20 protein-coding genes, 3 tRNA genes, 1 rRNA gene and 1 other annotated feature are annotated in these 23,197 nt (G+C 39.1%); of the genes, 3 read left to right on the top strand and 21 right to left on the bottom strand.

The features are described from left to right. Positions 1 to 199: 199 nt before the first annotated feature. From ACFSR0_RS03205 to ACFSR0_RS03265, 13 genes are all read right to left on the bottom strand, one after another. Entirely contained in the window at positions 200 to 1,177 is a 978-nt protein-coding gene (locus tag ACFSR0_RS03205) for an ABC transporter ATP-binding protein (RefSeq protein WP_379979848.1), read from the bottom strand. A gap of 126 nt (positions 1,178 to 1,303) precedes the next feature. Further along, complete coding sequence (locus ACFSR0_RS03210) at positions 1,304 to 1,492, bottom strand: hypothetical protein (protein WP_379979850.1); 189 nt, start codon at positions 1,490 to 1,492, stop codon at positions 1,304 to 1,306. A 97-nt stretch (positions 1,493 to 1,589) separates the two neighbouring features. Further along, positions 1,590 to 1,979: a hypothetical protein gene (locus tag ACFSR0_RS03215; protein WP_379979852.1), complete on the bottom strand. Its 390-nt coding sequence runs from the start codon at positions 1,977 to 1,979 to the stop codon at positions 1,590 to 1,592. Between the two features lie 772 nt (positions 1,980 to 2,751). Continuing rightward, positions 2,752 to 2,952: a cold-shock protein gene (locus ACFSR0_RS03220; protein ID WP_379979854.1), complete on the bottom strand. Its 201-nt coding sequence runs from the start codon at positions 2,950 to 2,952 to the stop codon at positions 2,752 to 2,754. 152 nt (positions 2,953 to 3,104) lie between these two features. After that, positions 3,105 to 3,791 carry a RadC family protein gene (radC, locus tag ACFSR0_RS03225; protein ID WP_379979856.1) on the bottom strand — a complete coding sequence of 229 codons (687 nt, stop codon included), beginning with the start codon at positions 3,789 to 3,791 and terminating at the stop codon, positions 3,105 to 3,107. Between the two features lie 100 nt (positions 3,792 to 3,891). Then, the gene (locus ACFSR0_RS03230) at positions 3,892 to 4,569 is read right to left on the bottom strand and encodes an HAD family hydrolase (protein WP_379979858.1); all 678 of its coding nucleotides are present in this window, start codon (positions 4,567 to 4,569) and stop codon (positions 3,892 to 3,894) included. After that, the gene (locus ACFSR0_RS03235; protein ID WP_379979860.1) at positions 4,566 to 5,882 is read right to left on the bottom strand and encodes a bifunctional folylpolyglutamate synthase/dihydrofolate synthase; all 1,317 of its coding nucleotides are present in this window, start codon (positions 5,880 to 5,882) and stop codon (positions 4,566 to 4,568) included. The genes ACFSR0_RS03230 and ACFSR0_RS03235 overlap by 4 nt, the downstream gene beginning before the upstream one ends. A gap of 117 nt (positions 5,883 to 5,999) precedes the next feature. Continuing rightward, positions 6,000 to 8,639 (bottom strand): valine--tRNA ligase, encoded by a 2,640-nt coding sequence (locus ACFSR0_RS03240; protein ID WP_379979862.1) that lies wholly within the window; start codon positions 8,637 to 8,639, stop codon positions 6,000 to 6,002. Between the two features lie 72 nt (positions 8,640 to 8,711). Beyond that, positions 8,712 to 8,924, bottom strand: a binding site (T-box leader). A gap of 36 nt (positions 8,925 to 8,960) precedes the next feature. Continuing rightward, positions 8,961 to 9,452, bottom strand: a complete 492-nt coding sequence (gene tpx, locus ACFSR0_RS03245) for a thiol peroxidase (RefSeq protein ID WP_379979864.1) — start codon at positions 9,450 to 9,452, stop codon at positions 8,961 to 8,963. Positions 9,453 to 9,517: 65 nt separating this feature from the next. After that, the gene (locus ACFSR0_RS03250) at positions 9,518 to 10,177 is read right to left on the bottom strand and encodes a redox-sensing transcriptional repressor Rex (RefSeq protein ID WP_379979866.1); all 660 of its coding nucleotides are present in this window, start codon (positions 10,175 to 10,177) and stop codon (positions 9,518 to 9,520) included. Between the two features lie 128 nt (positions 10,178 to 10,305). Further along, complete coding sequence (gene thiI / locus ACFSR0_RS03255) at positions 10,306 to 11,514, bottom strand: tRNA uracil 4-sulfurtransferase ThiI (protein WP_379979868.1); 1,209 nt, start codon at positions 11,512 to 11,514, stop codon at positions 10,306 to 10,308. Next, positions 11,511 to 12,668 (bottom strand): cysteine desulfurase family protein, encoded by a 1,158-nt coding sequence (locus ACFSR0_RS03260; RefSeq protein WP_379979870.1) that lies wholly within the window; start codon positions 12,666 to 12,668, stop codon positions 11,511 to 11,513. The genes thiI and ACFSR0_RS03260 overlap by 4 nt, the downstream gene beginning before the upstream one ends. Positions 12,669 to 12,798: 130 nt before the next feature. Continuing rightward, complete coding sequence (locus ACFSR0_RS03265; RefSeq protein ID WP_379979872.1) at positions 12,799 to 14,520, bottom strand: septation ring formation regulator EzrA; 1,722 nt, start codon at positions 14,518 to 14,520, stop codon at positions 12,799 to 12,801. A 278-nt stretch (positions 14,521 to 14,798) separates the two neighbouring features. On the opposite strand from ACFSR0_RS03265, the gene ACFSR0_RS03270 reads away from it, so the two are divergent. Next, complete coding sequence (locus ACFSR0_RS03270) at positions 14,799 to 16,148, top strand: aspartate kinase (protein WP_379979874.1); 1,350 nt, start codon at positions 14,799 to 14,801, stop codon at positions 16,146 to 16,148. Between the two features lie 61 nt (positions 16,149 to 16,209). Here the strand turns inward: ACFSR0_RS03270 and ACFSR0_RS03275 are convergent, their stop codons facing one another. Together ACFSR0_RS03275 and ACFSR0_RS03280 are read right to left on the bottom strand one after the other, a co-directional pair. Further along, entirely contained in the window at positions 16,210 to 17,076 is an 867-nt protein-coding gene (locus tag ACFSR0_RS03275; RefSeq protein ID WP_379979876.1) for a Cof-type HAD-IIB family hydrolase, read from the bottom strand. A gap of 19 nt (positions 17,077 to 17,095) precedes the next feature. Further along, on the bottom strand, positions 17,096 to 17,929 hold the full coding sequence (locus tag ACFSR0_RS03280) for a DUF72 domain-containing protein (RefSeq protein WP_379979878.1): 834 nt from the start codon (positions 17,927 to 17,929) through the stop codon (positions 17,096 to 17,098). Positions 17,930 to 18,025: 96 nt separating this feature from the next. On the opposite strand from ACFSR0_RS03280, the gene ACFSR0_RS03285 reads away from it, so the two are divergent. After that, positions 18,026 to 18,991: an asparaginase gene (locus ACFSR0_RS03285; RefSeq protein WP_379979880.1), complete on the top strand. Its 966-nt coding sequence runs from the start codon at positions 18,026 to 18,028 to the stop codon at positions 18,989 to 18,991. A gap of 8 nt (positions 18,992 to 18,999) precedes the next feature. Here the strand turns inward: ACFSR0_RS03285 and ACFSR0_RS03290 are convergent, their stop codons facing one another. The 3 genes from ACFSR0_RS03290 to ACFSR0_RS03300 form a co-directional block, all read right to left on the bottom strand. Then, the gene (locus ACFSR0_RS03290; RefSeq protein ID WP_379979882.1) at positions 19,000 to 19,746 is read right to left on the bottom strand and encodes an acyl-ACP thioesterase domain-containing protein; all 747 of its coding nucleotides are present in this window, start codon (positions 19,744 to 19,746) and stop codon (positions 19,000 to 19,002) included. A 145-nt stretch (positions 19,747 to 19,891) separates the two neighbouring features. Next, entirely contained in the window at positions 19,892 to 21,220 is a 1,329-nt protein-coding gene (locus tag ACFSR0_RS03295) for a C1 family peptidase (RefSeq protein WP_379979884.1), read from the bottom strand. 104 nt (positions 21,221 to 21,324) lie between these two features. Next, a tRNA-Asn gene (locus ACFSR0_RS03300) sits at positions 21,325 to 21,398 on the bottom strand. A 141-nt stretch (positions 21,399 to 21,539) separates the two neighbouring features. Here ACFSR0_RS03300 and ACFSR0_RS03305 point away from each other — a divergent pair. Beyond that, complete coding sequence (locus ACFSR0_RS03305; RefSeq protein WP_379979886.1) at positions 21,540 to 22,727, top strand: serine hydrolase domain-containing protein; 1,188 nt, start codon at positions 21,540 to 21,542, stop codon at positions 22,725 to 22,727. A gap of 82 nt (positions 22,728 to 22,809) precedes the next feature. On the opposite strand, the gene ACFSR0_RS03310 is transcribed toward ACFSR0_RS03305, so the two are convergent. From ACFSR0_RS03310 to rrf, 3 genes are all read right to left on the bottom strand, one after another. Next, positions 22,810 to 22,882, bottom strand: a tRNA-Thr gene (locus ACFSR0_RS03310). A 131-nt stretch (positions 22,883 to 23,013) separates the two neighbouring features. After that, positions 23,014 to 23,087: transfer RNA gene (locus tag ACFSR0_RS03315), tRNA-Asn, on the bottom strand. A 7-nt stretch (positions 23,088 to 23,094) separates the two neighbouring features. Then, a 5S ribosomal RNA gene (rrf, locus tag ACFSR0_RS03320) occupies positions 23,095 to 23,197 on the bottom strand; the annotation flags it as partial.

Consider the following 23,197-nt stretch of genomic DNA (forward strand, 5'->3'; position numbering starts at 1 on the left):
CCAGTTCAGACTAACACACCACGCTCAATGTCAATCAGCACGAAGCTTTATCAATAACATGCTTTATTTCGCTAGGTGGCTAACTTGTACTTGCAATTTGTCATAAAATAAATGCCAACAAATGCAAGTAAAAAAGCTAAAAATACGCTTCCTATCATGGTAAAAGTATAAGATTTTAATTCTCTTTTATATATTGCAATCATGCGTTTTGTTCCTCCTCTGATTCATTGACTAGCTTATCAGAAGGTGTTTCTTGCATAATTTCTAAAAAGACTTCTTCCAAATTCGCAGTGGATTGATGCATCTCTAAAATAGGAAGCTTGGCATTCGTAAATGCAAAGAAAAATGTCTCCCGTTCATCATTTTCATTGGAGACGGTGACTGACAGTTTACAGGATTTTTTTGCTGTTTCAGTTAATTGATACGTCAACTGAGAAAACTCACGCTCCATCACATCTTCGACTTCTTGCGGTGTCCCTTTGACTTCCAATTTTAAAATGATGGATGTGTGACCGCTTCGTTCAAGTTCTTCTTTTGTTTCATTGACGATTAGTTTTCCTTTTGAAATAATCAAAATATCATCACATAATTCTTGTACTTCTGCCAAAATATGGGAACTGAAAATGACCGTTCGCTCTTTGGAAAATTCGCGAATCAATTGACGAATTTCAATAATTTGTTTTGGATCTAAACCCACAGTCGGCTCATCGAGAATCAAAATTTCTGGCCAACCAATCAATGCTTGCGCTAATCCTACCCGTTGCCGATACCCTTTCGACAAATTTTTGATTAAGCGATTGCGGACAGACTGCAATTTTACCTTTTCAATCATTTCATTAACATGATGTTTTCTTCCTTCTTTTGGTACTTCTTTTAATTCCGCACAAAAATGAAGGTATTCTTCCACTTTCATGTCTAAGTATAATGGTGGAATTTCTGGTAGATAACCAATTTTTTTCTTTACCTCTTCTGGATGTGCTAAACTATCCAAGCCATCAATTTCCACACTTCCCGATGTTGCACCAATATACCCAGTAATGATGTTCATCGTGGTTGACTTACCGGCACCATTGGCACCCAATAAGCCATAAATTTTCCCTTTTTCAATTGAAAAACTTACATGATCCAAAGCAATATGACTGCCATATTTTTTGACAAGATTCTTTATCTCAATCATGACTTCACTCCTTCTGTCTTTTTGCTTTTTCTCATTTCTTTCTCTTTCAGAATAAGAAAGAGATATGAAAAAAAAATGAAGAAAGTCGTAATAATTATTTCATAAGAAGTAATTATTACGACTTTCTTAATCCTTTGAGTAATTGTCAGAAGGATGCATATGCTTTCTTTTTACTAGCTGCGCCAAATTTTTTTGATTAAAAACTAATAGTAACTTTGCTACAGTATAGGCAATTGCCAAAATACTCGTTATCCAAAAAATTGATATTCCGATTGATTGATGACGAACCATCAAGAATGGATAGGGACCAGACACTGCTCCCACTATATTTAAGAAGATAGTGATTTCTGCATAAAGAATCGTTGGTACCAATGCTAAATAGAGTGATTTTTTCTCAAGCGTTGCATGATGCTCAAAAAAAAATAAAGGATACAATTGCTAAGATAGGACTAAAAAAATGGTTATATAGCATTGAACCTTCTAAAAACATCATTTTATAACCCTGTAATCCACCCATCATTGGTGCGAGTACCAATAAAACAACAACAATAGTTAAGGCTAAACAAGCCGTAGATATGTAACGTAAAAGATGGACTATCTTCCTATTTTTTGTATTTTGAGGAATCCAACCAAGCAATAAGCATACATATAAGATACTTGTCAGTAAATTAAAAATATTGCTATCCTCAGTGTACATCTTCGTCATGCTGATTCCTTGTGTTGCGACACTAATACTTACACCTATAGTTCCTGATACTACCATCAAAACCCCCAGCCCAATTTGACCATAATTCTTTCGCAATTCTGCATTCTTCCTCTCTGATTCGTTCTAATCTATTACTCATTAACTTTACTTTACAAACCTTATCAATATCTTAAACAATCATTTTTTTAGGATTAACTAATAGCAAGTCCAAGTTAGCCATCCAGCAAAAAAATGTGTGATTGCTAAAATTCTTTGTTACTTGATATTAAACGCAACATCAACAGCTAATAACTAGGTGCATCTTATTCAATAGGATACCCCTCCCGTTGCACCGTACGTAAGGGTCTCGTATACGGCGCTACATTTGTATTGTATTCACGATTCTCTTAGATAGTAAGTTAACGGATTGACTAGACCTGGTCGCTCCTTTTTCTTTCGAGCTAGAACTATCGGGTTCAAAATGAAGTTAACGACAATCATCCCACTTCGTCTATACCACCCAACGATTGCTGATTTTAAAGACTCTCGTGCTTAGACGTCCGTAGGACCTCCCAGGGTAGGACACTTATCTTTCACTTTACAACCTCTTGATTTACTGTCTTGGTTTTAGGTTTACCTTTTGTCCTTCGGTTTGTTATGCAACCTCATCCACCATTTAGCCTCATCAAGTTTCTGTTCGTAGGCTCAAAGTTTTGCTACACCACTTCCTTCACCCCGCCATTACTGACTTCGGCTTGTGGTTCGCTACGCTTGGTGGTAACTACCTGCGACTGGACTTTCACCAGCTAGATAAGTGCCATGCCTGGCACACATAAAAAAGCACTGCTTCTATAAAGATAGAAGCAGTGCTTTGAATTGAACTAAATGATTAAGCTTTTACAACATTTGTTGCTTGAGGGCCACGATCTGAATCTTCAACATCAAAAGTCACTGCTTGACCTTCTTCTAATGTTTTGAATCCATCACCTTGGATTGCAGAAAAATGTACGAATACATCGCTGCCATCTTCGCGTGTAATAAAACCAAACCCTTTTTCAGCATTAAACCATTTCACTGTACCTTGTTCCATTCTAAATAACCTCCTCATGCATAAAGCATGTTAATAAAATTGTAACATTGCTCGCGTATGATAGAGGTGATACAATTTGTTTCAACTTCTATTCCCAAACAAAATTACAACTTTATTTTACACGCTTGTTTGTCTGATTGCAATAGGTAGCCCTATTGGAAAAATCCTTCCTCACGCAAACTAATGTATTGACCATCGCCAATAATCAGATGATCCAAAACCTCAATTCCCATCATTTCACCGCATTCCTTCACTCTTTTGGTAAATTGTAAATCATTGGATGAAGGTTGTGGATTACCTGAAGGATGATTATGTGAGAGAATCATTCTCGCTGCACTTACCCGAACAGCTCCTTTAAATATCTCTCTCGGATGTGCGACAGATTGATTCAACGAACCTACGAACAAGGTTTCTTTTTTGATAATTTCATTTTTGGTATTTAAATACAAACAGAGCAAATGCTCCTGCCGATAATCTTTCATTTCTTCCATGAGTTGTTGAGCGACTGCATAGCTGGATTGAATTTTTCCTAATTTGGGTTGCGAAGCTAAATGAACTCGTCTGCCAAACTCCATGACGGCCTTTAGTTCAATGGATCGAATCATGCCTACTCCGGGTATCCGTTGAAGCTCCGACAAGCTAGCATCTTTTAGCGTGTACAAATCTGGAAATTCCTCTAGTAATAATTGAGCCAACTCAAAAACAGTATACGGCTTGCTCCCTGTTCGCAAAATAATGGCCAGTAACTCTTGATTTGATAGGGCTCTTTCCCCAACTTCTACTAATCGTTCACGCGGTTTTACAAAACTTACCGTTGATTGTTTGTGCGCATCTGTCATGATTCTCTTTGCTCCTTTGCTTACTTCTATCATTTCTAAATACGCAAACCAACCAATTTCTGAACAACTAGGTTCGAAATTGGTTGGTCATTGTTAGGAGTTAGTCATCTCCAAATTGATAGTTTTTAAGTAAGAAAGCAGGTACCGAGTCTAGTTGAGGCAATACCGTCAGTACCGGAACGTCTGCTGGAGCTGGAAGTAAGTCTGGAATCATGATGACCGGAATGCCTGCTTGATTTGCAGCAATTAAGCCGTTTTTTGAATCTTCAAGAACAAGTAAGCTCTCTTTGTCATACCCAAGGTGCTTAGCAGCCGCTAAAAATAGAGCTGGATCTGGTTTTGCGCGATGGACATCTTCTACAGAAAAAATGGCTTGAAATTGATTAAAAATACCCGTTTTTTCAAGTAATAAAGTAATTAGTTCACGACTGTTGCTTGAAGCAACCACTGTGGCGATTTTTTTCTCATGACAAAAAGCCAGTAGCTCGCGTGCTCCTGACTTTAACTGCGCACGACCTGCTTGAAATAATGTTACACAATGGGCATAACTAACAACAATAAAGCGTTCTACTTCCTGATAGCCAATTTGGTCATCATACAATTTATGATAAAAAAGATGCAACTCTTCATCAGAGATACCTAAGCCAGCTAAATAGGTCTCTTTTGTAAACGGAAGACCAAACTCATCTGCTATTTGCTGCGTTCCTTCGTAATATACGGTTTCGGAATCCACTAATAGCCCATCCATATCAAAAATAATTGCCTTTAATTCTGTCATTTTTCCTCCTCAATGGCGTGTATTAATTCTCTCACTTGTGCAACAAAATAGAGTGAACCTGTGACGAGCAAAACATCTTCATTGGTCATTCTCTCTAATAATTCAGCCAATCCAAGCTGCCACAAGGAAACAAAAGAAATACGTTCCTTGTCAATCTGTTGGATGTCTTTCGTTAAAGGAATGGCTTTTGGAAACTCAAATGTCGTAACTAAGATATCTAAGTTTTTCACGGACAATAGTTTGTTCAACATCCCTTCAACATCCTTCGTTTTCAATGCTGAAAACAATACATGAATGGTCTTATCCGAAAATTCCTGTTCAATGTTTTCGACAAGCCGCGTCATGGCATGCACATTATGCGCGCCATCTAACACGATTAAAGGCTCCTTTTTGATTCTTTCCATTCGTGCTGGCCAGTAAGTTTTCTTTAACCCTCTGCTAAGCAATTTTTGATCAACTTGAATCCCGGTTTGTTGGCAGTACAACAGGAATGTTTGAATTGCGACACCCGCATTTTCAGTCTGATGTTTCCCTAATAATGGAATATGAAGGTGATCAAAGGTCGCCTGTTGATTGGTAAAAGTGAAAACTTCCCCCCACTCCTTGTCTGGATGCTGATAGGTGATCTGATAGTCCGCTTGATAGCAGTATAATTTTGCCGTTTGCTGTTCGGTCATTTCTTTTATAACTGCTAAGGCCTCTTGCGAGATATTGCCTGTTACGACTGGGCGATTTTTCTTAATAATGCCAGCTTTTTGGGCAGCAATTTCTTCCAAGGTGTCTCCTAAGATATCGACATGGTCTAATCCGATGGTGGTAATCACACTAATCATTGGATCAATCACATTGGTCGAATCATACAATCCACCCAGACCCACCTCGATGACTGCAATATCAACTTTCTTCTCAGCAAAATACAGAAATGCCATTGCTGTTAAAATTTCAAATTCGGTGATTCCTTTGACTTCCTCAACTTGATCCATTTCTGTAATTACCGGTAACAGGCGATTAACATACGTCACAATTGCTTCATCTTCTATGAATTGGTGATTATACTGGATACGTTCATTGAAACACTCTATATAAGGTGAAGTAAATGTCCCCACATTTTCCCCTGTTTCTTCTAGCAATGCTCTTAAAAAACTCACAGTCGATCCTTTTCCATTTGTTCCAGCAATGTGAATACTAGGAAACGTTTTTTCAGGATGATCCAATTTATCAAGTAAATATACCATCCGTTTTAAGCCTGGACGAATACCGAATTTTTTCCGTTGATGTATCCATAATATTGCTTCTTCTGCTGTCTCTACCATTTTTCCACCTCATGTCATCCATAATATCTATTGTCGTTTCTTATTTTACCATTTAATGCCCATAATCAAAACGAAGATAGGTCGATAACCTATCCCCGTTTCATGATCATTCTCAATCTATATCGTCTTTAGTTGCGCAATGCGTTCTGTTACGGCGACTTCTTTTGCCAAATAATCTTTTTCTTTTGCCTGTTCTTGTTCAACCACTTCTTGCGGCGCATTGGCAACAAAGCGTTCATTAGCCAATTTTCCTTGGACGCGTTTGACTTCTTGTTGCCATTTTACTAACTCTTTTTCAAGGCGACTGATTTCTTCCTCGATGTTAATGAGACCAGCCAATGGTAGATAAATAGTTGCCCTTGACAAAACTGCTGACATCGCTAATTCTGGCGCCTTTAGAGTTGGTGAAATGACCAATTCTTGAGGGTTACAGAAGCGTTCAATATAATTCGTGTTTTGTTCTAAAAAGTCTTGAACAGCTTGATCATTCGTTTGAATAAGGAGGGTAATTGGTTTCGATAGAGGTGTATTCACCTCAGCTCTGATGTTTCGAACGGAACGAATCAATTCTTTTAAGACATTCATGCCAACAATGGCTGTTTCATCTTCGAATGCTTTTTCCACAACTGGATAGCTTGCTACCACTAGTGAATCTCCTTCATGAGGTAACTTGGTCCAAATTTCCTCCGTTACAAACGGCATGATTGGGTGCAATAAACGTAAACTTTGATCAAGTACATACACCAACACTGCTTTGTTCGTTTGTTTAGCCGTTTCGTTTTCACCATATAAGGTTTCCTTACTCATTTCAATATACCAATCACAAAAATCGTCCCAAATGAAATTGTACAATTGGCGACCTGCTTCTCCAAATTCGAAACGGTCAAACAATTCCGTTACCTTTGCGATTGTTTCATTTAAGCGTGCCAAAATCCAACGATCCGCAACGGATTTTTCGCCATCAATTTGTAAATCGGTGACTGTCATTCCTTCACAATTCATCAATACGAAGCGAGAGGCATTCCAAATTTTATTGATAAAGTTCCAGGCAGCATCCATTTTCTCATAACTAAAGCGCACGTCTTGACCCGGCGCGGAACCATTTGACAAGAACCAACGTAAAGCATCTGCCCCATATTGCTCAATAACTTCCATTGGGTCAATCCCATTGCCCAATGATTTACTCATTTTACGACCTTGTTCATCGCGAATTAGCCCATGCATCAAAACATTTTTAAATGGCCGACGATCAGTAAATTCCAAACTTTGGAAAATCATACGACTCACCCAGAAAAAGATAATGTCATAGCCAGTAACAAGTGTATTTGTAGGGAAGTACCGTTTGAAGTCCTCAGAGTCCGTATTCGGCCACCCCATCGTTGAAAACGGCCATAGCGCTGAGCTAAACCAAGTATCCAATACATCATTATCTTGATGCCAGTTTTCCGCATCGGATGGTGCAGTCATCCCAACGTAAACTTCACCGGTTTCATTGTGATACCAAGCCGGGATACGGTGTCCCCACCATAATTGCCGTGAGATAACCCAGTCATGTACATTTTCCATCCAGCGCATAAAAGTTTGATTGAATCGAGGTGGGAAGAAGTCAACGGCATCTTCCGTTGCTTGATTTTCCATTGCTTGCGTTGCCAAAGGTTGCATTTTCACAAACCATTGTGTCGATAGGCGCGGTTCTACAATCACACCTGTCCGCTCAGAGTGACCGACATTGTGATTCATTTTTTCGATGCGTACCAATCGACCTTCCGCTTCCAAGTCCGCGACAATCTGCTTTCTAGCTGCAAAACGATCCATCCCAGCGTACTTGCCAGCCAATTCATTCATCGTTGCATCTTCATTCATCACATTGATGCGAGGAAGATGATGACGATTGCCCACCTCGAAGTCATTTGGATCATGCGCGGGTGTGATTTTTACTACACCCGTTCCAAATTCACGGTCAACATAGTCATCTGCAATAATCGGAATTTCTTTATTGACTAATGGCAAAATAACTTTTTTCCCGATTAAATCCCGGTAACGGTCATCTTCAGGATGGACCGCAATGGCCGTATCACCAAGCATCGTTTCTGGTCGCGTGGTGGCAATCTCTACTTCTCCCGAACCATCCGCTAATAGATAGGTCATATGGTAAAATGCACCTTCAATGTCTTTATGGATGACTTCAATATCTGATAAAGCGGTTCTAGCTTGCGGGTCCCAGTTAATAATGTACTCGCCACGATAAATGAGCCCTTTTTCATACAGTGTCACAAAAACCTTGCGTACCGCTTCTGATAAGCCATCATCCAGCGTGAAACGTTCACGGCTATAGTCAAGCGATAGCCCTAACTTTGCCCACTGTTCTCGAATATGAGTAGCATATTCTTCCTTCCACTCCCAAACTTGTTCAACAAATTTTTCGCGTCCCAAATCATAACGAGAAATTCCTTGGGCACGTAGTTTTTCTTCCACTTTGGCTTGGGTTGCAATCCCCGCATGATCCATTCCAGGTAACCATAGCGTGTCAAATCCTTGCATCCGTTTCTGGCGGATAATCATATCTTGTAACGTCGTGTCCCAGGCATGACCAAGGTGCAATTTTCCTGTCACATTTGGTGGTGGGATAACGATTGAATACGGTTTGGCTTTTTGATCACCACTTGGTTTAAACAACTCTTGTTCTAACCATTTTTGGTAACGCCCTGCTTCCACTTCTTGCGGATTATACTTCGTTGAAAGATTGTTTTCTGTCATAAAGAGACCTCCCGATATAGTTTAAATAACTAAAAATTGACGATAAAAAAAGCCCCAATATGTCAAAAGACACATTAGGACGTAATATACGCGGTACCACCTAAATTGTAGAGTTTTCTCTACCACTTTAGCGTGAGGTAACGGTCACGAACCGATTCATCTTACATCTTTCTTCAGATGGACAACTCCCAAGCTACCTTCTTTAGTCCCTAATGAAAATGTTCCACCCTCATTTTCTCTCTCAAATTAGGCTTACTAAATACTTCTCTTGATCTTCGTTTTTTCTTCGTTTATTTTACACATTCTCATGAGAAAAGTCAATTAAGCTAAGCTTTTGGCTGCTGCGATGGCACGTGCATAATCTGGCTCATGACTCATTTCTGGCACAATTTCACGATAGCGAATAACCCCTTCGCGATCCAAAACAAAAATCGATCTTGCATAACGTCCTAATTCAGGCATATAAAGGTTATACGCTTGCCCAAATGTATTTTCTGGATCATGCAGCATTGTCATATCAACGCCTTCTTGACCACACCAATTGGCCTGCTCTGCTTTTGTATTATTTGAAATCGTTGCAAAGTTAATCCCTGCTAACTGACTCGCCTCGTGATTAAAGTGTTTCGTTTGGATGGCACAAACACGGGTATCAATATCAGGGATAATACTAAGAATCGTTGGATTTCCTTTTAAGTTTGCTAAGGAAACCATTTGATCTTGTAAGTTTTTTAAAGAAAAAGCTGGTGCTACTTCGCCTACTTCAGGTTGCTTTCCTGGGACATCAATCAGCTGTCCTTTACGGGTAATTTGCATGCATTCGTCACTCCTATTCCTTAATACTCTTTTAGTATAAGCACATAGGAACAAAAAACCAATGTTTATGCTTTGACGGCTTCTGCCTTCGTTTGCAAAGAATCAAAGAAAATGAGCGTTTGTAATTCGGTTGTCAAATCGATGTATTGCATGTGAACAGTCTTTGGTACTTTCACGCGATTTGGTGCAAAGTTCAAGATTGCTGTGATGCCAGTCTCAATAATTGCATTGACGGCTTCTTTGGAATACTTACTTGGAACGGTAGAGATAGCAACTGTAATGCCTTCCTCTTTAATGACTTGTTTTAATTCATCCATGCCGTGAACATAATACCCATTTATTGTTTGACCAATGATTTCTGGATTGGTATCAAATACGGCAACAATTTTTAGATTTTCATTTCTTCGGAAGTTGTTATTCGCCAATGCTTTGCCCAGATTACCAAAACCACAAAGAGCAATCCGTTTTTCTTCGTTACTTTCGAGTAAACGACTGAAGACTTCCACAAGATAAGGAACGTCGTAGCCATAGCCGCTCCGTCCAAGTTCTCCGAGATAAGAAAAATCTCGGCGAATAGTAGCAGATGGCACTTGTGTAATTTGTGCAAAGTCTTTCGATTTAATTCGTACAATTTCAGATTCGTTCAATACTTTTAAATATCTTAAATATAGCGGCAATCTTTTTGCTGTTGCTTTAGGTAATTTTTTTACTTTCAGATTTTCCAATTTCTTCACCCCAATTGTTAATCTATTCACATAAAAGTGTATCACGCAATCTTTGGAAGTGCAATCATTCTTTTCACAAAAGTCAAGAAAAAAGCTTTGGCACAAATGAATGCCAAAGCTTTTTTTCATTACAATAAATCCTCAAATTCACGAACTGCTTCGATATTCATTTCGCGAATTTCACTAACTTTTATACCAGCTAAAGAACGTGCCAACAATCCTTCCAAATCTAAACGTTGCTCATATTGAAGAACTTTTTCTAATTGCGGTCGCGTCTTTGGTTGAGGTGGAGCAAAAATCGTGCAGCAATCTTCAAATGGCTGGATAGCCAATTCAAACGTATCGATTTCTTGCGCTACTTCAATGATTTCTAATTTATCCATCGTTGCCACTGGTCTAATAACAGGAGTTGTTGTCACCTGATTAATCGCAACCATGCTCTGCAATGTTTGCGAAGCCACTTGACCCAATGACTCTCCATTAATAATAATCAAGCCCTTGCGTAAATCACGAATCATATCCGTCAGGCGCAGCATCATCCGACGTGTGATGGTCATCCAATACCCTTGAGGAACATGCTGTTTAATTTCTTCTTGAATTTCAGTAAAAGGAACCTCAATAAATTGGATACTTCCGACATAAGGTGCAAGTTTGCCCGTTAAATCTTTGGCTTTTTGCAGGGCTTGTTCACTTGTATAAGGCGGGCTTGCAAAATGAACAGCTTCAATTTCAACGCCTCGTTTCATCGCAAAGTAACCAGCCACAGGGGAGTCAATTCCTCCTGAAAGCATCAACATCCCACGTCCAGCCGTCCCAACTGGAAGTCCTCCTGCTCCTTGTAATGTTTCATAGGATAAATAGGCCCCATCGCGACGAATCTCCACTCGCAAATTAATGTCTGGATGCTTCATTTGTACCTGAATGTTAGGAAAAATATCAAACACTGCATTCCCCAAAGCAACATTTAACTCACCGCTATCCAATAAAAAATCATGATCACTACGTTTAGCTGTAATTTTAAACGTTTCATTGCCAGTGTAAATTGCCTGCATGATTTTCTGAACATTTCGCTTCAATACTTCTACATCTTTCTCCACACGAAGGCTGGGCGAAAAATTTTGGATACCAAAGATTTTTTGCAATTTTGGCATAATCAATTGACTGTCTTCCCCATTTAATAAGAGGTGCATCCGATCGCGATCGGCATGGATTTTTAATTTAGGAAAATCAACGAGTGCTCGCCGAACATTTTCAGCGAGCTGCATAATAAACATTCTCCTATTTTTTCCTTTCGTAGATAGTTCGCCATATCGAACCATGATTTCAGAATAATTCACTTGGCAACTCCTTCATTTATTTTTGAAAATTTTTGGTATAGGTGATTAAAAATAATTAAAAATTGTTCCACCTCTGCCATCGTATTTGCTTCATCCAAACTAATTCTCACCGCTCCAGTGGCCATATCATTTGGTACATTCATCGCGTGGAGCGTGCTACTTGTTAAATGCTTTCGGCTAGAACAAGCACTCGTAGTTGAAAGATAAATTTGCTTTTCTTCAAAAGCATGTACCAATACCTCACCACGAATTCCTTTTAATGAAAAACAAAGAATATGTGGTGCATATTGTTCCATTGCTGAAAAAATAGTGACATTTTCATACTTTGTCAATGCATTTCGTAACGTTTTCTTCAACGTGAAAAGGTGGGTCGGTTGCGCTTCTTGACGCTCCATTGCTAGACGCAAGGCTTTCGTCATTGCCACAATCCCAGGAACATTTTCCGTGCTACTTCGCTGATTGGACTCTTGCCCACCACCATTAAGTAGCGGAACAAGTTTTCTTCCTTGCCGCCAAAATACAAAACCTACACCTCTTGGTCCATGGAACTTGTGAGCAGAAAAAGTCGCAAAATCAACACGTGGAGTCAGCCACTCTTCTTTTGGCACCTTGGCAATGGCCTGTACGGCATCCACATGAAAATGAATTTTCGGATAGTTTTCCAACAATTGACTAACGGCTTTGATAGGTTGGATGGCTCCAATTTCATTGTTGACGGCCATTACAGATACTAAGATGGTATCTTTCCGGATTGCTCTTTCTAGCTCGGACAGAGAAATAAACCCAGCAGATGTCACTGGAATCACACTGACTTCAAATCCCTGCTTCACTAATTGTTGCGCAGCTTCACTAACAGCCGGGTGCTCAATGCCGGAAATAATGATGTGTCGACCAAACTCTTGTTTTGCCCAAGCTGTCCCTTTGATTACCCAGTTATCGCCTTCCGTTCCACCACTCGTAAAATAAATTTCTTTTTCATCTACCTGCAACTGTTGTGCGATTTGTTTTCTGGCTTGCTGCAATAAACGATTGGCTTGATTTCCTAAGTCGTGAAGACTCGATGGATTCCCAATAATTCTTTGGCTTGTCTTGACGTAAGCATCCAAAGCTTGAGGATCAATGATTGTTGTTGCACTGTTGTCAAAATATATCACGTTGCTTGCTCCTCTACTTAAAATTCCTATCCATTATAAACACATCCGTTCTTACTTTCAAGTCTGCAGGATGCCAGCAGTCAGAAAAAAAGTTGGCAATCATATTTGACTACCAACTTCCTTCATTGTTTTAAACTAAATCTGGATGATTGAAATAAAAGTCTTCAATGCGTTTAAATGCTCCAGGTTCCACCCGTTCAAGCGCTGTCCCAATTTCATCTAGCGCATCTTGGTACCGATACTCTTGATTAAATAAATCAAGGCTATGGTCAATCGCTGCTTTTATTTCTGGATGTGTATGACGATAACGATTTGCATATTGCATGATTTGTTCAGTTAATGCAGCAGCATCAACTAAATCATGGGTGCGATCAGTCAATTGCACCATATCTTCATCACAAACAGAGACCATTTTGTTGATGTCGTCTATATCAATCCGAATCTTATTCAATGCCTTACTTAGTTCTTCCACACGATCTGTCGCCAAGAAAAAGTATTCTAAGTACTCACCAGGTAAACCTGGCAAGCGTTGTTTCTCTACATAACGTTTTAAATTGCGCAGGGTAAATTCATAATGATCCATTTTTTCCTGAGCTTCTTTTTCAACTTTACGTAACTCATGAATTGCTTCATCAATGGCCACTTGTTGATTTTCAATTTCATCCAATACTTGGTAAGCATCCTTATAAAAGCTTTGGACCTCTGAATAAGCAACTTCATGTTTCTCAATTTTGGGTTCAAGCAATTCATTGCGCCGGAATAACTCCTCAATTTCGGTTTGAAATGTCCGCGTTTGTCCTAACTCATTATGATTCAAGGCATAGCTTTGTGCCGTATGATCCAATTCAATTAATAGTTGGCGATTGTTTCTAGTTGAATGATTGATGTAATCGGACAAGATTTTTCGATTTCTTTCGACATATTTTCGAGCATCGTATTCTTTTTCCATCACCGTATACAACCCATCGATATCTGTGGCAATGTCTTTGGTCGTTGACTCTACTGTGTCTAATTCCACTTTTGTTAAATCAGCCAGACTCCCTTCAACTTTACGATTGACACGCTCAATATCCGTTAAAATTTGATCTTCCGGAAAAACATACTTTTCTTCAATCATTTTTTTGTAGCCTGCTTGTAGTTCTTGTAATTGATCAGGGAAGCGTTTTTTCAATTCTTGGACTAGTGGGGGAACTCGCTTCATCGTTGTTTCTAAAGCATAGGTATCGCTCTCGGCTTTTTCCAATACTTCCCGTGCTTCAATGGGATCGCCTGACGTATTGAGCATGACAAATTTGGTGAACTCATCTTCTACTTGCTTGGCTTGTTTTTGCAGTTCGGCTTGTGCCGGTTCAAATGATTCTGCTTGTTCTTTTAACTCGACTTTCAGCTCTTCAAAAACATCCAACGCTTTTTGGACTGCAAGAGAGTTGCGTTCTTCTGTTTCTCTTAATTCTTTTAACCCTTTTCGAATCGCTTGAGCTTGTTCTTCCATGCCAGTTAATGTCGCATCGGCCTCAGCAGTCGCAGCCTTACCTTTAAAGAATTTCAGTGATTCATTTAAGCTTTCCACTTCAAAAATTTGGCTTTCTAACTCCGCAAATGAAGTCGTTGATAAATCCGCCCATTTTTGATTCCATTCACGAAATGTATTTTGACTTTGACCAACCAAATGCATTTTCTTCACTTCATCAATTTCCTCAATTACAGGTAAATCAAACAATTCTTCCTTACGTTTTTCAATGCCGTTAAGTGCCTCTTGGTTTTTTTTTCTGATATAATAACCGACAATATAAAAAGCCGCTACCACGAAAAGAATCACTACGACTAAGCCGACGACTCCATTACTTCCCATTGATGGTTCCTCCATTTTTCCCAACATTATTCTGTCTTTAAAGTATTTTTTGCTTGTTCATTTATCTAAGTTTCAGACTATTTCCCTTGATTTAGACATCTACTGTAAATTATAACACAAACCATTTGGCCATTCACTAATCATTCAGAAAAAAATAAAATTTCGTTTTCTAGTAATTTTCTCATTATTTTTTCGGCATATTTTCATTCAATACTTGATTTCTTTGGTTTAAACCTGTACGCTATTAAAAAAAATAGTAAATAGAGGTTGAATAAGGAATGAAAGTTGCAAAATTTGGTGGCAGTTCCCTTGCATCTGCCCAGCAAGTTCAAAAAGTCGTAAATATTATTCAAGATGATTCCGATCGACGCTTTGTCGTTGTTTCAGCACCCGGTAAACGGTCTAAAGACGACATCAAGGTGACCGATCTCTTAATTGCCTTTCACGACGCCATTGTACAAAAAAAAGAATATGAAGAACTTCTTCAGACTATTTTTCAACGATACGAAGAAATTGGTTCTTTTTTCCAGGTAGATGCGAATATTTTGGCACAAATTCGTCAACATTTGCGTGCATTAGCTGAAAATGCCGATCCATCGACACCTTATTTTTACGATCGTGTCTTGGCGAGTGGTGAAGACAATAATGCGCGATTAATTGCCGGCGTTTTAAAAAGTCAAGGAATATCCGCACGATATGTTAGCCCTGCTGACCTTGGAATGATTGTCAGTGAAGAACCGAAGAATGCGCAAATTTTACCGGAAGCCTATCCCAATCTTCATCGCTGGCATGATGCCGAAGATATACTCGTTATTCCTGGTTTTTTTGGTATAACAAAAACGGGGGAAGTCTGTACCTTTTCGCGAGGTGGATCAGATATTACAGGTGCGATTGTTGCTGCTGGAGTAAAAGCAGACCTGTATGAGAATTTTACCGATGTTGATGGCATTTTTGTTGCCAATCCTGGTTATGTACACAATCCTGTGCTGATTAAAGAATTAACGTACCGCGAAATGCGAGAATTAGCCTACTCGGGCTTTGGTGTTTTTCATGAGGAAGCCTTGATGCCCTCTTTCAAAGCACATATTCCAGTTGTGATTAAAAATACCAACAATCCTTCTAGCCCTGGAACGATTATTACCAATGAGCATTCAACCAATGAGCAACCGGTTGTCGGGATTGCCAGTGACGAAGGATTTAGCATGATTTATATTAGCAAATATCTGATGAACCGCGAAGTAGGTTTTACCTTACGCGTACTGAAAATTTTTCAAGAATTTAACTTAAACTATGAACACATGCCATCTGGGATTGATGATATTTCAATTATCATCCGAGCACGTCAATTAAATCCTGAATTAGAGGAAGAGCTTTTGCGTCGAATCGCCTATGAAATTGATCCAGATGAATTACGCATTACGCATGATTTATCCATGGTTGTCGTTGTTGGCGAAGGCATGAAGCACCGTGTGGGTATTACCGCTGATAGCACTGCTGCGCTTGCTAGAAAACAAATCAACTTGGAAATGATCAACCAAGGTTCATCGGAAGTGAGTATTATGTTTGGCATACATAAGGAACAAGAAAAGCTAGCGATTCGCACCTTGTATTATACCTTTTTTGATTAGTCTCTCTAGCTTTTTCAAAAACAAACGCGCTTCTGACTTGTCTTTCTTTAAAAGAGAAAGATTAATCAGAAGCGCGACTTTTTTTCTTATCTGTTACCAACTGAAAGTGAATAAGGGCATCGCGAATGCCATTGCGTTGATGGGAACCTGTCACGTAATCTGCGACTTTTTTTACCTCTGGTCGTGCGTTCCCCATTGCAACCCCAACTCCAGCCGCTTGGATCATCTGACTATCGTTAAGATGGTCCCCAAAAACCATAAAATCTGCTAGCTGCATCTGAGTTTGTTTGGCAAAAACGTCTAGTCCAGCTTTTTTATTCACGCCTTTGGGAATAATATCCACCGCAAAGCGATTTGAGCGAACAACATCACAACTAGGTAGCTGTTCTTTGATATACTCCGTTTCCTTTTCCGAACAAAATAATACACATTGATGAAAACAATCTGCTCGCTTCACCAAATCTTTGTAGCGGTTTTTCTTACGATTCGGGCTCCATTTCTGCAACAGATACCGCAACGTATTCGTTGGAATCCAATCTGGCAATAACGTCAACAGTTTCGCGATGTAGTACGAATGACCGAACCGAATGGTAAAGCTCCCAAACTGAGTATCCTTAGTATAAAAAAGAGCTTGTCGGTGATGCTGATCAAAAAAATGGGCCATTTGTTCCAACGCATCTTTGGAAAAATGATGCTCACTGATGACTTGATCATGAACGAAAATCAAGGCACCATTGAATGAGATTGTCACATCGAATGGGAGCGTCTTTAAGGCATGCGGTAATTTAAAGGGGGCTCGTCCAGTAGCTAGCCCACACAGTATCCCTTGGGATTGAAGCTCTTGGATAGACGCCACTGTTGATTTGCGAATCGTCCCTTGCCTGGTTAACAATGTCCCGTCAATATCAAAAAAAACCGCTTGAATCATCCAGCCTCTTTCCCTTCCCTTATTCGAATAAGTCTATTTGATTTGGATGCAATCCTTGATAATCAATCCCCAATAAAGATTGGAGTGTCTTTGCATTTAATGCTGCATGGCCGCCAGAATTATTGTTAAAAATCACGGCCATTTCTTGTGCTTGCTTTTGACATTTTTTCACACCAACGGCAAATTCCTTCAGTTCTTTATCAGAATAATTATAAAGGGTGCGGTAGGCCCGTGCATCCGGACCAGTATGAATCCATCCTGCATCATTGCGACCATGTAAGCGAATCAAGACCGCTTGAGGATTCGTGATGAAAAAATCCAAAGGGACAGTCGTGGCTAATTTCTTTGGTTCATCGACGATAACAAGCGAATACTGATACGTCTCCATAAATGCATGCATCTTTTCTATAATAGCTGTATCATACCAACTTGCATGACGAAACTCAATAGCGATGATTTGTTCCGGAAACCAACTTTTTAACGCTCTTAAATAATCTACATGCTCTTTGGTACAAGTAAAACTCGCAGGAAACTGAGCTAGCAAACAATAGAGTCGCTGCTGTTCCATAATTGGTGCAATTCGCGAACGAAACGTTTCGGTTACGCTTTCAAAAGACTCATCATCCGCTAACGTTTGATGCGTGGTGAATAGTCCTGGTAATTTTAACACAAATTGGAAATTAGATGGAATCTCTCCCAACCATTTTTGAACATGTGCTTCTTGGGGAATAAAATAAAAACTCGTATCCAATTCAACAATTGGGAAATATTGTGCGTATTCATATAAAGTCAGCTTCGATTTTCCATTTAAGGAGCCATGCTCATGAAAACCAGTGCACCCAATCCGTATCACTTCGAAACCTCCTTTTTTTAATGAAGTATTTTTTGCTTGTACTTCAATTCCTCCTTCAGTATAATGCAATCACAGTTGCAAAAAAGGAGACTTACGATGAAAACAATTCTTGTTTTACATACAGGCGGAACAATTGCGATGAAAGAAGATCCTTTCGGCAAAGTATCCCCTGACAAAAAAAATCCCTTACTAAATGCCACCTATACCTCTTCTCATCATCCGAAAATTATTGTGGAAGATTTTTTTCAATTACCCAGTCCCCACATCACATTGGACCATATGCTCCAACTCAAACGGCGCATCCAACGTGCAAAGCAAGAAGGAATTGATAGTGTTGTGATTACTCATGGAACCGACACACTAGAAGAGACCGCCTTTTTCTTAGATACAACAATTGGGAATTTGATGCCCATTGTGTTAACGGGGGCGATGCGTTCCAGTAATGAATTGGGTAGCGATGGGCTGTATAACTTTTCCAATGCCTTACGAGTAGCGGAATGCCCTGATTCAATAAATAAAGGGGTCCTCGTCGTATTAAATGATGAAATTCACACCGCTCGCTATGTAACAAAAACACACACAACCAATGTTGCTACCTTCCGAACCCCCACTCTGGGGCCAATTGGTATCATTACCAAGCATCAAATTTTGTATATGCTCACATTGCTTGATACAGAACGGCACGACGTCGACAACATGGATGGGTTAGTGCCCATTGTTAAAGCTTACGCTGGTATGAAAGGTGATTTTTTTGATGTTTTAGCCCAGATGCCGATTGATGGTTTGGTGATTGAAGCATTGGGTGCAGGAAATCTGCCACCGGAAACTCTACCTGCCTTGCAAAAACTATTAGAAAAGAAGGTTCCTCTACTCTTGGTCTCGCGTTGTTTCAATGGAGTGGCCGAGCCCGTGTATTCTTATGAAGGAGGCGGTGTTGAACTTGAAAAAATGGGCATCATTTTTTGTAAAACCATTAACAGTCAAAAAGCCCGAATCAAATTGCTAATTGGCAAACACGCTCAACTCTCCGCTACCGCATTTCGTCAATTTTTAGAAAACTAAGTGAACCGTTACTCACTTAGTTTTCCCCATTCAATCAATGCCTCACAACACATTTGGTCATCCAATAAAATAGCGTGACGCGTATGCAGTTGGTCTGCTTTCCCATAAACTTTTTCAACAACGCTTGCTATTTCATTGCCATATTCCACTTCTCGATCGTAACGAATCGTAATTGTCTTAGGAACATAAGTCGTTAAAAAATCATAGCCCAATACATCCAGCAACCAATCGAAATAGACAGCATTGTTGACATGGTGATTGCTGTCTATATCGTTAAACCTTACGCGATAAGGCAAACTTTCCCCTGCCTCAATTTTTTCCAATTGGCCAAACCGTTTAATCTGAGTTATTTTTTGACTTTCAAAAGGGGCAATAATTTCTTCTGTAACACGACTTAACTTTCTTGTTTCGATTTTCATTAAAGCGAAAACAGCTTGAATCTTTACTAATTCTTCACCCGCTTCATTCCGAATCCAAAATGTCCGGTAACAAAAGTATTTGTTGTATTCCTCCGCTTTCGTCGTAATTGTAATTTGTTCGCAAACTCTCGGCAGTGCTGTAAGACGGATATGATAATTCGTCAAAATCCATGTCACACCAAATTGATGGACAAAGTCAGCACCTCGATTTAATTCCTCACTTTGAGTTTCAGAAACATGGATTGCTAAACGAATCATTGTTGGTATGGTCATATGACCATTCACATCGCATTCGTAGTAGACAACTTCATGCTGACGACTAAATTCTTTTGCCACTTTTTTTCCTCCTAGATGCACGAACAAACTGACCTTTTCCAATGATTTTATTATAGGAAAAGCCAACAGTTGGAAAAGAATAACTATCTTCCAAGTTGTTGGCTAAATTTTTCAAAATCAGTTATGCTACCGGTCTTTTTTTCTATTATGCTAACGCGCCCATTGGATCCCATGGTGCTAAGACAGTCGGCGCTTCATTAAATGCAGCTAATTGTTCTTCAGTTAAGAAGTCTTTACGAACAACAATTTGATAGGTATATTCGTCCATCCAAGCGTCACTTGCTACGAAAAATCCCTTGGTTCCGACTTCTTTTCCCCAACTATTCTCTACTTTCCACTTTGTTGATTGCCCATCAACAATATCAACACCAGTTAGAACCATCGCATGAGTCATTAAACTTTCTCCAAAATCCAGACGTTCTGCTTTGGTCATATGGAAATCAATATCAAATAAATCATTTAAGTCGTAAATATCTGTAGCCATAATCCCGGTATCCCGAGTGGAAGACTGACCCACATCACAACCAAACCAAACCGTTTCGCCTTGTTCCATTTGAGCAATGGCTAATTTCTTGAAGGTTGTCATATCAACGTTCAAATATTTTACTTCCTTACCACCTACAACGTTACCCAACATTTCCACAGTGTAAGACTTATTAAATGGTTTATCAGCAGTTGGGGCATTAATGATGCTCACATAATTATCTAAATCCACACCAATGTATTTTTCATAGAATGTATGAGGTGTTAATTGACGATCAATGTGGTATTCCTTATTTTCATCTCGGTACTCGAAATCAAACGTTTCTGGTGGCGTTCCAAGAGAGATGGCAAGAAAGTTATAGACTTCTTGTAGCATTTTTGCCTTCGTTGCTTGAATCGTTGCCTCATCTTTTCCAGCTGCAACCAATTGGCGCAAAATCATTGCATCCTTACGAAGTTTTTTATTCAATTGCGTATTCAATGCGCGCGAATTACTAGAGCTTTCACTTTCTGGCATCACATATTGAGGGACAACTCCGTATTTTTGGAAAATGGAGACAATCATATCCCATTGCCCACCATCTTGTTGAGGAACTTGCAATAAAAAGGCAACTTTGCGGCTTGTTACTTCTTCCTTAGCAGTTGCTAAAATATTTTCATAGAAATAATTTGATTTTTCATATTTGTCCCAGAAAAAGGTATAACTTTGAGATAATTCGAATTCCTTTAATTGAAAATTATTTAATAATTTATGACGAAAGGTATTCAATGCTGCAAACATCCAACATCTACCTGATTGTTTTTGATTAGCTACCTCTCCTGTATGTAAATCAATAGAAAAGACGGGAACATTCTCAGTATGTGATCGAACATTTTCTGCGGACTCCAAAATACCATTTTTCACCACGGCACGTTGAACGGCAAGTTGTTTACGATTTGATTCAAAATCAGCAAGTGAAGCTGCTGTCATTTCTTTTGTTATTTCACCCATTTAAAAATCCTCCTTTAATATAACCACTATTTTACTACTAGCATCCTCGAATGACAACTCTCCTATTTTAAGCACAAAAAAAAGCACCCATCAAAGGATGCTTACTCCGGCAGTAGGACTCGAACCTACGACATCATGATTAACAGTCATGCGCTACTACCAACTGAGCTATGCCGGAATATTACATTAATAATATAACAATAAGCTCCATAGAAAGCAATAAAATTTTTTAAAATAATTAATTTTCTTCAAATAATTTTTCATTTCGCTTGCCGATTGCTCGTTTCTCATTACAATCAACATAGAGAGGAAGATCGGTATGATTTCACGCAAAAAAAGACGTCTACAACAGAAAAAAAAACGGAAAATTTATTTTTACGCAATTAGTTGTATTGCTCTGCTAACTATCTCTTGTGTAGTTACTGTCCAAATTTTAGAGCACACAAAAACAACGCAAATAAAAACGAGCAGAGAACCAGCAAGAATAATAACCCAACCATTAACGGCAAGCAGCTATTCAAATCTACAAAAAACAACGCTCGTACCAAAAACAGCAGGCGCTTTTGATTCTCTTTTAGAAAAGAAACGATTTACTGGAACAGCCTTAATTGTAAAAGATAATCAAATTATTCTAGAAAAAGGTTATGGATACAGTAACAAGGCAAAACTACAAAAAAATACAGTCCACTCTCATTTTCAAATTGGATCCATCCAAAAAAGTATGACAGCGGCAATTATCGCACAACTTATTGAAGAAAAGAAACTCACTTTTCAAACAAAGCTAACTGATTTTTTCCCCAATATTTCAGGTAGTGAACAAATTACTATAAAGCAGATGCTTAATATGGTCAGCGGCTTAACAATCCGCTCATTACCCGATGATTCAACCAATGAACGTTTTATTATGGATGAATACATCCAACAAGCCTATGGAACCAAAACAGGTACGTTTCATTATGCACCGATTAATTATAATTTATTGGCAGGCATCATTGAACAACTTACTAAACAATCTTACTGGAAGACTATCAAAGAAAATCTCTTAGATAAAGGTGGCTTGCATCACACAAATAATTATGTTGATTGGTTCCAACGAGCAGATCACACTACTTCTTACCAAATCATCAATCAAAAAGACTACGCAAAAGTAACACACCCGCCACTAAGCATTTACGCACGGGAAATCGGGACAGGAAATATTGATATGTCAGTTGGAGACTTGTATTGGTACTACAGAGGATTGACAAAGGGAACCTTCTTTTCCCAAAACATATCAACAGAACTGTATCAACCACTCAATCATGAAGTATATGCGGGTGGTCTCTATGTCCATCCAACTTATTATCGTTCAAGAGGAGAAATCGCCAATCAACAAACGCTAGCTCTTTTTGACAAAAAGGCAGCGACTGCTGTTATTCTTATGTCCAATCAAAAAGACAATCAACTACAAATGAGCATCATTCAATCCATTTATTCAACCATTACAAATTCCCACGTTCGCTTCTAAGAAGGGGAATTGCTGTTATTTAGAATCTGAGCATCAATCAAAAAAAACGTTATTCCTAACAAATAGGAATAACGTTTTTTAAAGCCACCTGCCGGGCTTGAACCGGCGACCCCCACCTTACCATGGTGGTGCTCTACCAACTGAGCTAAGGCGGCATTTAGTTATTTAACACAAGTAATAGCATACCGAAAAAGTAATTGAATGTCAATATCCTTGGTATGTTTTATCCATATTTTCATTAACTAATGATAAAAAAAAGATAGTCTGTTGACTATCTTTTTTTTTACTCCGGCAGTAGGACTCGAACCTACGACATCATGATTAACAGTCATGCGCTACTACCAACTGAGCTATGCCGGAATAACCAGCATGGCGACGTCCTACTCTCACAAAGGGCAACCCTTCACTACAATCGGCGCTAAGAAGCTTAACTTCTGTGTTCGGCATGGGAACAGGTGTGTCCTTCTTGC

Origin of the sequence: Enterococcus camelliae (assembly GCF_042685105.1) — a bacterium.
GTDB lineage: Bacteria > Bacillota > Bacilli > Lactobacillales > Enterococcaceae > Enterococcus_G > Enterococcus_G camelliae.

Bases quoted from the DNA above. Each gene is read 5' to 3' on its own strand.
- ACFSR0_RS03240 (WP_379979862.1), bottom strand. From the start codon at position 8,639: ATGACAGAAAACAATCTTTCAACGAAGTATAATCCGCAAGAAGTGGAA.
- ACFSR0_RS03265 (WP_379979872.1), bottom strand. From the start codon at position 14,520: ATGGGAAGTAATGGAGTCGTCGGCTTAGTCGTAGTGATTCTTTTCGTG.
- ACFSR0_RS03295 (WP_379979884.1), bottom strand. From the start codon at position 21,220: ATGGGTGAAATAACAAAAGAAATGACAGCAGCTTCACTTGCTGATTTT.
- ACFSR0_RS03220 (WP_379979854.1), bottom strand. From the start codon at position 2,952: ATGGAACAAGGTACAGTGAAATGGTTTAATGCTGAAAAAGGGTTTGGT.
- radC (WP_379979856.1), bottom strand. From the start codon at position 3,791: ATGACAGATGCGCACAAACAATCAACGGTAAGTTTTGTAAAACCGCGT.
- ACFSR0_RS03270 (WP_379979874.1), top strand. From the start codon at position 14,799: ATGAAAGTTGCAAAATTTGGTGGCAGTTCCCTTGCATCTGCCCAGCAA.
- ACFSR0_RS03205 (WP_379979848.1), bottom strand. From the start codon at position 1,177: ATGATTGAGATAAAGAATCTTGTCAAAAAATATGGCAGTCATATTGCT.
- ACFSR0_RS03275 (WP_379979876.1), bottom strand. From the start codon at position 17,076: ATGATTCAAGCGGTTTTTTTTGATATTGACGGGACATTGTTAACCAGG.
- tpx (WP_379979864.1), bottom strand. From the start codon at position 9,452: ATGCAAATTACCCGTAAAGGACAGCTGATTGATGTCCCAGGAAAGCAA.
- ACFSR0_RS03235 (WP_379979860.1), bottom strand. From the start codon at position 5,882: ATGGTAGAGACAGCAGAAGAAGCAATATTATGGATACATCAACGGAAA.
- ACFSR0_RS03305 (WP_379979886.1), top strand. From the start codon at position 21,540: ATGATTTCACGCAAAAAAAGACGTCTACAACAGAAAAAAAAACGGAAA.
- ACFSR0_RS03230 (WP_379979858.1), bottom strand. From the start codon at position 4,569: ATGACAGAATTAAAGGCAATTATTTTTGATATGGATGGGCTATTAGTG.
- ACFSR0_RS03285 (WP_379979880.1), top strand. From the start codon at position 18,026: ATGAAAACAATTCTTGTTTTACATACAGGCGGAACAATTGCGATGAAA.